10 protein-coding genes and 1 other RNA gene are annotated in these 13,711 nt (G+C 40.3%); 2 read left to right on the top strand and 9 right to left on the bottom strand.

Annotated features, from left to right (window positions below):
- Window positions 1-78: 78 nt before the first annotated feature.
- The 9 genes from NYE32_RS01150 to NYE32_RS01110 all read right to left on the bottom strand — a co-directional run bounded on the left by NYE32_RS01150 (window position 79) and on the right by NYE32_RS01110 (window position 10,703).
- On the bottom strand, window positions 79-573 hold the full coding sequence (locus tag NYE32_RS01150; protein WP_037598959.1) for a GNAT family N-acetyltransferase: 495 nt from the start codon (window positions 571-573) through the stop codon (window positions 79-81).
- A gap of 59 nt (window positions 574-632) precedes the next feature.
- On the bottom strand, window positions 633-1,961 hold the full coding sequence (gene murC, locus NYE32_RS01145; protein WP_002889872.1) for a UDP-N-acetylmuramate--L-alanine ligase: 1,329 nt from the start codon (window positions 1,959-1,961) through the stop codon (window positions 633-635).
- Window positions 1,962-1,987: 26 nt separating this feature from the next.
- Window positions 1,988-2,704, bottom strand: coding sequence for a hypothetical protein (locus NYE32_RS01140; protein WP_037598958.1), 717 nt, complete (start codon window positions 2,702-2,704; stop codon window positions 1,988-1,990).
- Between the two features lie 155 nt (window positions 2,705-2,859).
- Window positions 2,860-5,955 (bottom strand): DEAD/DEAH box helicase, encoded by a 3,096-nt coding sequence (locus tag NYE32_RS01135; RefSeq protein ID WP_037598957.1) that lies wholly within the window; start codon window positions 5,953-5,955, stop codon window positions 2,860-2,862.
- A 105-nt stretch (window positions 5,956-6,060) separates the two neighbouring features.
- Window positions 6,061-8,052 carry a cell division site-positioning protein MapZ family protein gene (locus NYE32_RS01130; protein WP_339157059.1) on the bottom strand — a complete coding sequence of 664 codons (1,992 nt, stop codon included), beginning with the start codon at window positions 8,050-8,052 and terminating at the stop codon, window positions 6,061-6,063.
- A gap of 2 nt (window positions 8,053-8,054) precedes the next feature.
- Window positions 8,055-9,221, bottom strand: coding sequence for a class I SAM-dependent RNA methyltransferase (locus NYE32_RS01125; RefSeq protein ID WP_107373295.1), 1,167 nt, complete (start codon window positions 9,219-9,221; stop codon window positions 8,055-8,057).
- Window positions 9,222-9,363: 142 nt separating this feature from the next.
- Window positions 9,364-9,731: RNase P RNA component class B (gene rnpB / locus NYE32_RS01120), an RNA gene on the bottom strand.
- A 15-nt stretch (window positions 9,732-9,746) separates the two neighbouring features.
- On the bottom strand, window positions 9,747-10,079 hold the full coding sequence (gene gpsB / locus NYE32_RS01115; RefSeq protein ID WP_021143525.1) for a cell division regulator GpsB: 333 nt from the start codon (window positions 10,077-10,079) through the stop codon (window positions 9,747-9,749).
- Window positions 10,080-10,187: 108 nt separating this feature from the next.
- Window positions 10,188-10,703, bottom strand: coding sequence for a DUF1273 domain-containing protein (locus tag NYE32_RS01110; RefSeq protein WP_021143524.1), 516 nt, complete (start codon window positions 10,701-10,703; stop codon window positions 10,188-10,190).
- Window positions 10,704-10,779: 76 nt separating this feature from the next.
- Between NYE32_RS01110 and recU the strand changes: the two genes are divergently transcribed.
- Both recU and pbp1a read left to right on the top strand, forming a co-directional pair.
- Window positions 10,780-11,376 (top strand): Holliday junction resolvase RecU, encoded by a 597-nt coding sequence (recU, locus tag NYE32_RS01105; RefSeq protein ID WP_021143523.1) that lies wholly within the window; start codon window positions 10,780-10,782, stop codon window positions 11,374-11,376.
- Window positions 11,376-13,667 carry a penicillin-binding protein PBP1A gene (gene pbp1a / locus NYE32_RS01100; RefSeq protein ID WP_339157058.1) on the top strand — a complete coding sequence of 764 codons (2,292 nt, stop codon included), beginning with the start codon at window positions 11,376-11,378 and terminating at the stop codon, window positions 13,665-13,667. The genes recU and pbp1a overlap by 1 nt, the downstream gene beginning before the upstream one ends.
- Window positions 13,668-13,711 lie beyond the last annotated feature (44 nt).

The following is a 13,711-nucleotide window of genomic DNA, read 5'->3' as shown; positions in this document are numbered from 1 at the left end:
TAACAAACGCCATTATATCTTAAAAAGTCAGTTAATGCAAATCAATTGGTCCTTTGTCACAGTAACGTAACACTGAATTCAATGGGTTTCTGGATTCTCCCAAACCATATTATACCAAGTGCTACCGCCATGATTTGATTCTGATTCTCCTTCATCAGTGAAGCCATTCATCTCATAATAGGCAATCAGGTAATCATGGCAAGTCAAACTAATACCTTGGCGTTTTTGGGCGATAGCCAGATCCTTAAGCGCTGCAATCAAGGCTGTCCCAATCCCTTGCCCTTTAAAATCTTTGGAGATAGACAAACTAGTAACTGCAATAAAGCCTCCTTGACTAGCATTAGGAACCACCCTATGGAACAAGTCATCTGTAAGATAACGTTCCGCAATCACAGGCCCTTCAATGTAGCCAGCTACAACGCCATCAATTTCAGCAATTAGAAAGGTATCACAAATCGTCTTTAAACGCTCCGCAATAGCCTCTGGAGTTGCAGCCTCTTCAGGTGAAAAATTATCTTGTTCGATACGGGCAACATCAGCCCAATCATCCTCTCGGGCATGTCGAATAAGCATATTAAATTCCTTTCTATTAAGAGAAAGAGCTGAGCGAAATCGCTACAGCCCTTAATATATTACATGTGTGTTTGCAAGCTTGCTAGGAGCTCTTCAAATGAGCGTTCGTAAAGTTGGATGTCCCCAGCTCCCATAAAGACATAAACAGCATTGTCATGGTCAAGGAGAGGTGAGACATTTTCAACTGTAACCACTTTGGCCGGTTTATTGATCTTAGCAGCAAGATCTTCAACCTTAACATCACCATGGTCAACTTCACGCGCTGAACCATAAATTTGCGCCAAATAAACAGCATCTGCTTCGTTCAAAGCTTCAGCAAATTCATCAAGAAGAGCAATAGTACGTGTGAAGGTATGTGGTTGGAAAATAGCAACAATCTCTTTAGATGGGTACTTTTGGCGTGCTGCATCAAGCGTTGCAATAATTTCAGTTGGATGGTGAGCAAAGTCATCGATGACAACAGTACCACTGATAATTTTTTCTGTGAAACGACGTTTAACACCTGAGAAAGTTTTAAGGTGTTCTGCAACCAAATCCATGTCGAAACCAGCTACATAGAGGGTCCCAATAACCGCAGTTGCATTCAAGATATTGTGACGACCATAGGCTGGCACATGGAATTCTCCAAGAATTTGTCCATCGTGTTTTACCTTGAAATTAGACCCTGTCGTTGTACGAACAATATCTGTTGCCATAAAGTCATCATTTTCTTCGAAACCGTAGTAATAGATTGGCGCATTGGCTGTAATCTTACGAAGGTGTGGATCCTCACCGTAAACAAAGAGTCCTTTTTGCACTTGCTTAGCATAATCATCAAAGGCAGAGAACACATCATCGATACTTGTAAAGTAATCAGGATGGTCAAAGTCAATGTTAGTGATGATTGAGTATGCTGGGTGGTATGGCATGAAATGACGTTCATATTCATCAGACTCAAAGACAAAGTATTGTGCATTAGCAGAACCTCGTCCAGTTCCGTCACCGATAAGGTATGACGTGTCTGTGATATTTTTCATAACATGTGACAAGAGACCTGTTGTAGAAGTCTTACCATGTGCACCTGCCACACCAAAGCTAGTGAATTGATCCATGAAGTGACCCAAGAACTCGTGATAACGCTTAAAGCTGTAGCCATTTTTAATCGCATAAGCAACTTCAACGTTGTTGTCTTCACGAAAGGCATTTCCAGCAATCAATTCAACATCTTCTGTGATGTTTTTTTCATCGAAAGGAAGGATAGGAATACCTGCTTGCTCAAGACCACGTTGAGTGAAGTAATATTTTTCCACATCTGAACCTTGAACCTTGTGTCCCATTTGATGGAGCATCAAAGCCAAAGCTGACATACCAGATCCTTTAATTCCAATAAAATGATAAGTTTTTGACATAGTTTCTCCTTACAATCGCACTGCGATTAGTTTGCGTCTTCTAAATGCGTCAAATTTAATTCTTGAGCAACTCGGTGTTCACGGTAAGTTTGACGTTCTGGGTAATTATAAACCTGGCTACGTTTCAAGAAGTCATAGCTATTTTTCTTGACCTTCTTACGAGATGGGTTACTAGGCTGTTGATAGGTTGGAGCCACTTCTGCCAAGATGTAAGAATCCTGTTGCAGACGATTTGCCAAGTGATGGATTTTTGAGTGTTTCCCGTTAGGTGCTAAAGTTCGCTTGATAGCACTTACAGGAGCTCCCAAGATAGATGCTGTCACTGGCCCTTTATCCGTTGTTACAGCAGCTGGCTCAACAGTAGCCTCAAAGCTTGGCTTAGCTTCTACCTTAGGCTTAGCAGTTAGTTGACGGCTATTAGTATGTTTGGTTTGTTGAACTTCTTGGCGGAGGAATTTTTGGCGTTTCTCACGGACATCACGCTTAGCCTTTTCACGGGCTTCCTCTGCATAAGTCATGCCAGCTTCTTGAGTCTCCACTCGTTTTGAAGCCTGCTTACGATTGCTAGGCTTAGCTGACAAGAAATCATAGTTCGGCAACAAATCATTGTAGTCCTTATCTTGGTAAGGGCCACGGATATTTGTGATTAAATCTTCATTTTCATATAGGCGCATAGAGACCGGTTCTTGCAAGCAAGATTCCCCGTCTGGAATCAGCGGAAATTGTCGTCTTTGGCGATGCATAAAAGACTTCCTTTCGTTTTCGAGATGATGCGTATCTTAATATAAACAATCGGGAATGTGAAGATACGTCTTGCAGTATTCTATTATAGCCTAATTCAAAAGATTTGCCTAGTAGCATTTTCACGTATTAGTATTTCAATATCAAATATAACAAATTAAGATATTGCAATACCAAGAATTTCTTTAATGTCCTCAACAGTCATGCTGGCACGGCTTTCATTGCCATCCAAGACGGTTGTTACAAGGTTTTTCTTGCCTTCTTGAAGCTCAAGAATTTTCTCTTCAATAGTTCCTCTTGTAATCAAACGGTAAACTTCGACATTTTGTTCCTGACCTATACGATGCGCACGACTAATAGCCTGCATTTCTACCGCTGGATTCCACCAAAGGTCAATCAGAATAACCGTATCAGCACCAGTTAAATTCAGTCCCACTCCTCCTGCTTTCAGAGAAATCAAAAAGGCATCTCGGCTTCCTTGATTGAAGGCTCTGGTCATCTCTTGACGACTATCAGATGGCGTTGACCCTGTTAGCTTATAAGAGGAAATACCTAATTCTTGTAAGAGCCCCTCTGTAATATCTAACATCCCACGAAATTGTGAAAAGATAAGAACACGGTGGTCTGATTCCTTAATTTGACTAAGCAACTCTCTTAGGCTATCTAATTTTCCGCTATCTCCAGCATAGTCCATAAAAAGAGCTGGGGTATCACAGATTTGTCGTAAGCGGGTAATTCCTGACAAAATTTCCACCTTACGACGGTTGATTTCCTGATCACTTGCAGAAATTAAACCTTGCTGCATCTGTTGCAATTGCGCTAAATAGATAGCTTTTTGAGCATCTGACAATTCACTTTGGTGAGTGATTTCAATCAAATCTGGTAAATCAGGAAGGACCTCTTCTTTCCTACGTCTTAGAATAAAGGGAGAAATATACCTAGCCACTTCCTTTGGTGTTAACTTAAGGAAAGTTTTCTTAGCCGGTAAAAGTCCTGGTAGAATAATTTGGAAAATAGACCAAATCTCCAACAAATGATTTTCAATAGGCGTTCCAGATAGTGCTAAGCAATGTGGAACAGAAAAATCACGTAGATATTGGGCAATCTTTGTCTGTGTATTCTTCATGACCTGAGCCTCATCAAGAATGAGATAGTCATATTTACCAGCCTTATAGGCATCAAAATCCTGACGGAAGGAAGCGTAGCTTGTAATAATAATCTGGTGGTCTTCAGCAATGATGTCATCACGTCTTGGCTTGAGTCCATAAGAAACCGCTACATCTAACTGAGGAGCGAACTTTTTAACCTCATCCTGCCAATTGTAAATCAGGCTTGATGGTGACAAAACCAAGACTCGTTGCTCTTCTTCTAAATGTGCAGAGAGATAGGCAATGGTCTGCAAGGTTTTCCCCAACCCCATATCATCGGCCAAGATACCGCCAAAACCATAGTGATGCAACATAGATAGCCACTGAACACCCTTTTCCTGGTAGGGACGAAGGTCAGCTTCTACCTTATAAGTTGGCAAATCAAAGGTCTCTGGTTTACTCAAATGTTGCGTTAAGAGTTGGAAATCTTTTGAAAAACGAACAGAATCACTTTCTGAAAGAGCATCCATTAATTGATAGGCAGTCAATTGATTTAGTTCTAGGTGACCTTGCCCTGAATATCTAGCTCTTAGAGTTTTGAGACTCTCACTAATACGATGCGTCGCCTCGTCAAAAACAATCAACTGACCACTACGATTGATAAAATAGGGCGAACTTTCCATCAAAGCTGCTAAAGCATGATCCACATCTTCATCGTCAAGACTTGAAAAATCAAAGGAAATATCTAATAAATTCCCCTGACGCTCTACCTGAACCTGTGGACTCTGTTCAACCCGTAAGTCACGCAACTCCTGCCCAATCAGAACCGTCCCTGTATTTTCAAATTCTGCTAGAGTATTCGTAAAGAAATCATAGAGCTCTTGACTGCTATCTAATCGTTTAGATGACTGAAAATCAGGGGTGAATCCATGCTTAGCCATCAAACGGAACACAGCCTGCTCATGACGATAGTTACTCGTAAATCCTAAATGACTCAACTCTTGTCGATTATGGACTAGGAAACCATCAAAATCAAAGGCTAATGTAAGTATAACCTCACTGTCACCTTTCAGGTCAAAGTGAAATCTCGGTGTAAAATCCTTGATATTAAAGGCTTTAGGAGCTTTAACTGGTCCCATAGTCCTAAAATCAAAAAGACTAGCAGCCAAGATAGCTTGTTCATCAAGATTAAAGCTGACATGCTTATTCAAATCGCTTCCGATTGGAAGAGAGCGTAAACCAACCAAAAGTTTTTGTTGTTTTCGATTCAAGCGATAAAAAACACCTTGATAAAAGAGAATACGATTATTAAAAAAGGCCTGACTATTCTTCTCAGCAACAGTCAATTCAATCATCTTAGGCTCGACAGAAATATCAAACGAGAAGAGATGGGCATCAGCAGTCAAATCCTCAACCAAAAGTCGGTGATATTCGGTTCCTTCCCATTCAAACCTAAAGCCATCCAAATCTTGCATCCGTCTCAAACCTTCCTCAAAAAAACCGTAGGGGAGACAAAGATGACGTGCATTATTCGGTAAAATAAAGTCTAAATTAGTCTTGGCTTCATCTGGAATCATCCGTCCTAAGAAGTCTAAAAATGCCTGTGAAGCCTGGTCAAATTGAATAAGCGATAGGGGTTCATAATAGTTCTTACCTATCTGATAATAACCCTCAGCCTCTACAAGCTTGAGAAAGGCAGGAATATCTCGAATAACATAAGAACGTTCATCTGGTAAGCGACGTAAACGTATACTCCACCAAATCTCTGAACCAAAGGTAGATTCCTCTCCCTCTACCATCAAGCTATATCTAACAGTATCATCCTCATTTAGGGAAAGGCCTTCTAAAAATAAACCACCAAAAGAGTGTCCTCGCTCTTGGCCCTGAGAGGACTCTTGTTCCTCTTCCAATTCTGCCAATAGACGCTGGCCTTCTTTATCGTTTTTTAGATAATACTCAATCGCTGCTAAATGGGGACAATAGCCTTTTTGAGCGAAATAATCACAGTCACACGTGATTTCAGAATCATTGAGTGTATAAATTAAATGATGTTGGTCAACTGTTGTATCCAACTGAGTTTCTGAGACCTGATGAATGGTAATGAGATCCTTTTCAAAAAGTTCAATACCCTCATTACGGACTCTACCCGGCATCAATTTTGCCATAGTATTCACCCCTATCTTATCCCTCTATTATAGCACAAAATCCTTATAAACTAGGCCTTCACCAAGATAAAACAAAAAACACTCCCGAAGGAGTGTCGCAGATTATTATTCGTAATCAAGTTTATCTGAGTGACCTGAACCATTACCAACATAGTAACCTGTCTTACAGTTAATACTGAAGAGGTAAGTTCCATCTGGAAGGTACAAGTTGTAGTAACCATTACCATTGATGATGTTGACTGGCTCAAGGATGAAGTTATCTCCTGAGAAGTAACCACGTGAGTGTGATGTTTCGATAATCTTATCAAGAACACCATCAGCCCATGTCCAAGCTGGGTTACTTGTATCTGCTACTACGTTTGCATTATAAGGCACACGTGAGCGATTACGTTGAAGGATTGATGGGTTATAATTTGTGATTCCGCGTGTTACAACTGTTGAAGCTGCAGCTGAGCCACCAGTAGTTCCTCCAGTCGCACCAGTTGAACCTGCTGAGTTAGCTGCTCCATTTTGCGCTCCAGAAGTATTTGATGTGGCCGCACCACCGCCATTAGAAGCTGCTCCAGATGCGTTATCACCTGAAGGTGCAGCAGGACTAGCAGTATTAACACTTTCAGAAGCTGTCGCTGCAGACGTTGCGCTCGCAGCCTTAGCTTTTTCTTCAAGCTGAGTCTTACCACCCTTAATAGCTTCTTGGACAGTGCTGTCGAGACTCGCATTTCCAGTTGTTGTTACACTTTCTGGAAGATTATTAAAGTTAGCATCTGATTTAACAGCAATAGAGGCATTATAGCTACCATCTACAAGAGCATCTGACTCAAACTGACTGTTAATCTTTTGTACAGCTTCAATTTGTTTCTTCAAGTTATCATATTTTTTCTTAGCTGCATCATAATACTTGGTTTTCTCCAATTTCTTGAGCAGCTTTTCCAAATCTGATAACTTACCAAATTGATCATTAGCGAGTTTTGTTTGCTTGTCATCTGTGAAGAAATTATTATACATTTCTTCAAAGGCCTTATTATCAGCAGCTGACGTATCCTTGCTTGATGATGATGTCACTGCTGAAGAAGCTGTGCTTGTTGTTTTCGCCGATTGGCTATGTGTTCCTTTATAAAGAGCATAGCTACCACCGATAATAGCTAAAGCAAGAACTGCTAGAGCACCGATAACAACACCTTTACGACGGTAAACTGGAATGTCACCATCAAAGGCACTCTTATGCGATGGTGAAATAGACTCTGAAGAGATTCTGTCTTCTGCAGATGGGCGATTAACTGCCATAGACACTTTTGGTGTTGTCTTTTCTTCATCAGCTTTTGCTCCAGTTACCCCTGCCACTGTTGATGCAATAGCTGCCAAATCAATAGTGTCTGAAATAGCAGCATCATCCAACAAAGGTTTTGAAGCCTGTGACTCAGTATCGTCAATATTGGCAACAGCAGGATTTTGTGGTTCTGGATCATCAATGTTAGCAATCAAAGGATTGTTATCATCAATATTATCTACCAATGCATCGTTATAGGCTGGCTGATTAGTTGAAGTAGATGAATCAGCGAGTGCATCACCAAGGTCAAATTTTTCTGTTTCTGACGTGATGAAACGATCAGCATTTGTTGACGTAATGATAACTTCAGAACTTTGACTTTCTGGTTCTGCAATAACCTCAGGTTCAACAGGGGCATTTGGCAACTGCTTGTCAATATGAGATTGAGTCTCATCAGCCTTGTTATCTGTAGCACCAAAACCAAATGTGACCGGTGTTACTTCTTCAGTAGCTGTTGTAGAGTTGATTGACTCATTAGCCATTGATTGACCAATCAAACCTGAATCCGCAAACTCCTGACGTTGCTTTTGAATAAAAGCATCCAAAGGTGATGTATCGCCGTCAGCTTCAATTTTCTTTGAAAATTTTTGTGAGGCAACTTCTTCACGGTGTTGCTTGATATACTTATCCAAAATGCTATCTGTTTCTGTTACACCAGCATTAATCTCGGCTTCTTTTCGGACAGCCTCACCGACCGTCATTTCCTTGGCATCTTGGAAATCTAGCTCTTGGCTACCTTCATAGCCATTTTGTGTTTTATCTTCTGACACGTTTAATTTACCTTTCTAGCCTCAGAACGGCGAACACGCTCTCCAAAATATTGATATAAATCAACACGGAGGGTTCCGTTATAAAGCTTACGTTTTTTATCGGCTTTCATACCGTATTTGCTTTCAAATTGTTCATCGCTGGTCAAGATAAACTTGCTCCAAGTTTTAAGTGGCGCAAAAGTTTGACCCATTTCATTATACAAGATATCCACAGCCTTGTCATCCAACAAACGCTCACCATAAGGAGGGTTTGAAATAATGACACCATTGATTTTATCTGTTTTCAGGTCCTGTAAACGCATTTGTTTCAATTTAATAACATCTTCAAGACCTGCCTCACGAGCATTGGCTTTTGCAATTTCAACCATACGGCCATCAATATCACAACCCATAATATCTAATTCAATATCGTAGTTTGCCTTGCTATCTGCCTCATAACGTACCGACTGTACTAAATCCTTATCCACCCAATTCCATGCTTCAAAAGCAAAATCACGATTAAATCCTGGTGCAATGTTCATGCCAATCATTGCAGCCTCAATACAGAAGGTCCCTGAACCACAAGTCGGGTCAATCAATGGTTTATCCGGATACCAATTACTAAGTTCAAGGATAGCAGCCGCCATATTTTCTTTAATCGGTGCTCCACCTTTATCAGTACGGTAGCCACGCTTAAAGAGACTAGCACCTGTGGTATCAATCAAAACCGTAGCCTTATCCTTCAAAATAGAGACTTCAATCTTAAATTCCGCTCCTGTTTCTTGGAGAGGCACTCCTTCTGGACGGTGGAAATACTTCTGCAATTTCTTCACGACAGCTTTTTTTGAAATCGCCTGAACAGATGGCTCATTATGAAGCTTTGATTTAACACATTTAGCCTTAGAAATTGGGAACTTTGCACCTAGCGGAAGATAATTTTCCCAGTCTAAAGCAAAAACTCCCTGAAAGAGTTCCTCAAAGGTACGTGCTGGAAATTCACCCACTACAATCTTGATACGATCTGCTGCCCTCAACCAAAGGTTAGTTTCAGCAATTGCACGAACACCACCTTGGAAACGCACCTTACCATTTTCAACCTGCGTGTCATAACCTAACTCACGCAATTCACGTCCAACCACAGCCTCAAGACCTGCTGCTGCAGTTGCTACTAATGTAAATGTTTCTTTCATTGTTATCCTTTTATCTCATTGTTACGCGTACAAACTTTCTTAACCGATAGCTTATTTCCCACTCTTTTCTTTAAATATAAAAGAGAGAATTCTTGCTAAAAGAAGGCTGAGACATGTGTCCCAGCCTCACCTATATGCAATTTTCTATAAGCCATGTTTTGTTCCAGAAGTGACTAGGTACCACTTCCTTCGATAATCATCTGTCTACTGCTAAGCAGTCAGGATGGTCCGTTCGTTTCCAGCCATCCCATGCCCCTACCAAAGTTTGGGTTGCTAGCTTGAGGGGTTTACCGCGTTCCACTTTCTAGGTTTCCCTAAAAACTCCGTCACTGTGGCACTTTCAGAGCTACTAAAACTTATCCGAAGACTTAGCCAGTTCGCTCGCCGTAACTTGAAAATCAAGTCCCTAGGCTTATTAATTCACCTAGCACAAACACTACTGGCATCACAGCCAGTGCTAGCATGGACTTTCCTCATGGAAGACAAGCAACCATGCGATTATCCAAAAATTGCACTAAATCAGATTTATTCGACGATTTGTTTGCCAAAGACCTCTTTTTCCAAACGACTGATACGTTTTAAAATATCGTAGTTCGAAGCCGAAGCAACATTAGCATTCGCACGTGATGGTTCACTTGTCGCACTCGCATAAGTTGGGCGACTTGTAGGTGCTGATGAAGCCTTAGCCTTCAGTTTTGCATTTTCCTCTTGCAATTCCTTAACCAAAGCAATGTAGACACCGTAATCCTTGATAACGTCATCTAAAAACTCATCAACTTCTTTTTTATCGTATCCACGCATGCTCGTTTTAAATTCTTGTTCGTAGATTTTCTTGGGCGTTAAATTAATCTTAGCCATTATTATTCTCCAATACTTGTCTTTTCTAACTTACTAATACTTTACTGTCTAATGTTTTTATGATACAGAAAAAATGATAAAAATGCAAGTTTAAAATTCAACTAAATCCTATTCTGACATAACCTCATTGAGGTCATCAAAAGTCAAACGTGATACAGGATAATCACTTGCTTCTATCATCATATCGTAAAAATATTTCAGATTTGTTTCATTTTCAGGTTCATAAAATAAATAAGCTTGATCCGTATTATCAATGAGAAACTGATTAAATTGTTTAAACTGAGCTGGAGATTGGTAAGCGGGAAAGCTATACTTGACAAAATCAACCTGCTTAAAAGCTGCTAGTTTCGTTTGATTCGCTTCATTCCAATTCTGACCGTGCGTTTCAAAAGGGAAGAGTGTCGCTAACTTCAAAGGATAGTCTTGCTGAAGTTCTTTGGCCACTTCTAGTGCCCAAAATTCAAAACCGAGGTTGCCGGTAAAAATCATCCAATCCACACCATCATCCAAGAAACGCTTAAAATCACGTTTAATTGCTTTCTTGATAATAGTTACTTTAGGGTCCTTGTCTTTAAAAATACCGAGTTCAAAGCTCTTATAACCAGTTACCAGTAGTGATGTCATTTATTGTTTTCCTCGTTCATTTTATGGTATAATAAAATAGTCTTTATGCATATCTTATAAAGAAGAAGGGAAAGAAATGGTAAACTATCCCCATCAGATATCTCGTAAGATAGCACAGGTACGTCCTAAAAAATCAAATAGAGTTGAATTTGCCAATCGGGGGATGAGCTTTGAATCTGCTATTAACGCGACTAATGATTACTATTTGTCGCGTGGTTTAGCCGTTATTCATAAAAAACCTACTCCTGTTCAAATTGTCAAAGTCGATTATCCCAAACGCTCACGAGCAAAGATTGTAGAAGCTTACTTTAGACAAGCCTCTACTACCGACTACTCTGGTGTTTACAAAGGATACTACATTGATTTTGAAGCCAAAGAGACACGACAAAAGACATCCATGCCTATGAAAAACTTTCATGCGCATCAAATTGAGCACATGTCTCAGGTCATCAGTCAAGATGGGATCTGCTTCGTGCTACTTCACTTCTCGACGCTTAAGGAAACCTACCTTCTGCCTGCCAAAGACTTGATCGCTTTTTATCAAATTGATAAAGGGACGAAATCAATGCCTCTTGATTATATCAAAAAAAGAGGCTATGCAATTGCAGAAGCAGCTTATCCTCAAGTTCCTTATTTAGAAATCATTGAAAAATTATTAGGTGGTAACACATAATGGCTAAATTTAATTTCAGCAACTTTAAAGAATCACTTAACGGTTTGACTAAACGTGCTAAAAACATCAAGGTCAAGCGTTCAGATTCTTCTCGCTATAGCAAAGGAAAACGCTCTGCCGCTTCAGACCAAAGTTTGGGCTGGCGTATTGCAAAATACGGATTTATTGGACTGCTCACTTTCTTTGTAGTCTGTGTCATCGCTGGTGGTAGCCTCTTTGCCTACTATGTTAGCAGTGTTCCTAAACTTACCGAGAACAAACTGCAATCAACAAACTCAAGTAAGATTTACGACGCTAATGGTAGTCTTGTTGCCGACTTGGGAGCTGAGAAACGTGAGAGTGCATCAACAGATGAAATTCCAACAACTCTAGTTAATGCCATCACCTCTATCGAGGATAAACGTTTCTTCACTCACCGTGGGATTGACGTCTACCGTATCATGGGGGCAGCTGTTAACAACCTTCGTCGTAGCAGCACCCAAGGGGGGTCTACACTCGACCAACAGTTGATTAAGTTGGCTTACTTCTCAACTAACACTTCTGACCAAACCCTTAAACGTAAGTCACAAGAAATCTGGTTATCACTCCAAATGGAGCGTCAATTCACTAAACAAGAAATCTTGACCTTCTATATTAATAAGGTTTATATGGGTAATGGTTACTACGGTATGAAGACTGCAGCTAAATCTTACTTTGGTAAGGACTTGAGCGACCTCTCTGTTGCCCAAGCAGCTCTTCTTGCTGGTATTCCACAAGCACCAACACAATATGACCCTTATGCTAATCCAGATGCTGCCAAAGAACGTCGTAACACTGTTCTTGACGAAATGTATGAAGACAAGAATATTTCTAAAGAAGAGTACGAGCAAGCTAAAGCAACTGATGTATCAGATGGCCTTCTTCCACTTACGAAGAAAGCTAGCTATGAGCCATACTTAGATAACTACATCAAACAAGTTATTGAACAGGTATCTACCGATGCCAACGCTGATATTTACTCAGCAGGTCTCGACGTCTACACTAACCTTAATCCAGATATTCAAAAATATATCTGGAACGTCTATAATACTAACGACTACGTATACTATCCAAACGATAGTCTCCAAGTTGCTTCTACTATTATTGATGTTACTAATGGTCGTGTCGTTGCCCAATTGGGTTCACGTCACCAAGACGAAAACATTGCACTTGGTACCAACCAAGCTGTTCAAACAGACCGTGACTGGGGTTCTACAATGAAACCAATCACTGACTATGCTCCTGCTATTGAAAAAGGTGTTTATACAAACACTGGTACGACTGTTTACGATAATCCTTACAATTTCCCAGGTTCTTCAACACCAGTTTACAACTGGGACCGTAAGTATTACGGAAGCATTTCATTGACTTATGCACTTCAACAATCACGTAACGTTACAGCCGTTAAAGCTCTCCAAGCTGCTGGTTTGGAATATGCTCAATCCTTCTTGAAGGATTTGGGTATCGAGTATCCAGAAATGTACTACTCAAATGCCATCTCATCTTCAACATCATCATCAGATTCTAAGTATGGTGCATCAAGTGAGAAAATGGCCGCAGCTTATGCAGCCTTTGCAAATGGTGGTACTTACTATAAACCTTCTTACATTAAATCAATCAAGTTTGAAGATGGTTCAACTAAATCATTTGATTCTAAAGGTGTCGAAGCCATGTCACCACAAACAGCCTACATGATGTCAAGTATGTTGAAACAAGTATTGACAGGTGGTACAGCAACTGAAGCTTATGTTCCTGGTACAATCAATGCTGGTAAGACTGGTACGTCTAACTACGGTGACGATGAGTACTATAAAGTACAAAAAGAAAGTGGTGTCTATGCTGACCTTATGGTTCCGGATGAAACTTTCGTTGGTTACAATACTAAGTATGCAATGGCGATTTGGACAGGTTACAAAAACCGTAAAACACCACTTTATGGTTCAGACCTTGATATCGCTAAACAAATCTACGGTGTAACAAGTAGCTACCTTAACCAGATGTATGGTGCGGGTTCTGAAGATTTCGATATGCCTAGCGGTGTTTATAATAATGGTAGCTATGTCTTCCTTACTGGTTCTTCAACATCAAATGTTTACACAGGATCACTTGGAACATCTAGCTCATCATCAAGTTCGGACTCAAGCCAAAGCAGTGACTCATCAAGTTCACAAGATAGTCAACAGTACGGTCCTGATGCTTCAACAAATCCATCGACATCGGCCTCTAACGGCTCTGAACATTCAAATTCAAACACTGCTACAGCAGAGGAATAAGAAATAAAAAGGGTTATCCGATTGGATAACTCTTTTTTTACTGA

This window comes from Streptococcus sp. FSL R7-0248 (assembly GCF_037967965.1).
Lineage (GTDB): Bacteria > Bacillota > Bacilli > Lactobacillales > Streptococcaceae > Streptococcus.
The sequence above is the reverse complement of the archived record's forward strand: the minus strand, read 5'-3'. Positions and strand labels throughout refer to the sequence as shown.

Excerpts from the sequence above, each read along its gene's own strand:
- NYE32_RS01125 (WP_107373295.1), bottom strand. The coding sequence starts at position 9,221 with ATGAAAGAAACATTTACATTAGTAGCAACTGCAGCAGCAGGTCTTGAG.
- NYE32_RS01150 (WP_037598959.1), bottom strand. The coding sequence starts at position 573 with ATGCTTATTCGACATGCCCGAGAGGATGATTGGGCTGATGTTGCCCGT.
- recU (WP_021143523.1), top strand. The coding sequence starts at position 10,780 with ATGGTAAACTATCCCCATCAGATATCTCGTAAGATAGCACAGGTACGT.
- gpsB (WP_021143525.1), bottom strand. The coding sequence starts at position 10,079 with ATGGCTAAGATTAATTTAACGCCCAAGAAAATCTACGAACAAGAATTT.
- pbp1a (WP_339157058.1), top strand. The coding sequence starts at position 11,376 with ATGGCTAAATTTAATTTCAGCAACTTTAAAGAATCACTTAACGGTTTG.
- NYE32_RS01140 (WP_037598958.1), bottom strand. The coding sequence starts at position 2,704 with ATGCATCGCCAAAGACGACAATTTCCGCTGATTCCAGACGGGGAATCT.
- NYE32_RS01135 (WP_037598957.1), bottom strand. The coding sequence starts at position 5,955 with ATGGCAAAATTGATGCCGGGTAGAGTCCGTAATGAGGGTATTGAACTT.
- murC (WP_002889872.1), bottom strand. The coding sequence starts at position 1,961 with ATGTCAAAAACTTATCATTTTATTGGAATTAAAGGATCTGGTATGTCA.
- NYE32_RS01110 (WP_021143524.1), bottom strand. The coding sequence starts at position 10,703 with ATGACATCACTACTGGTAACTGGTTATAAGAGCTTTGAACTCGGTATT.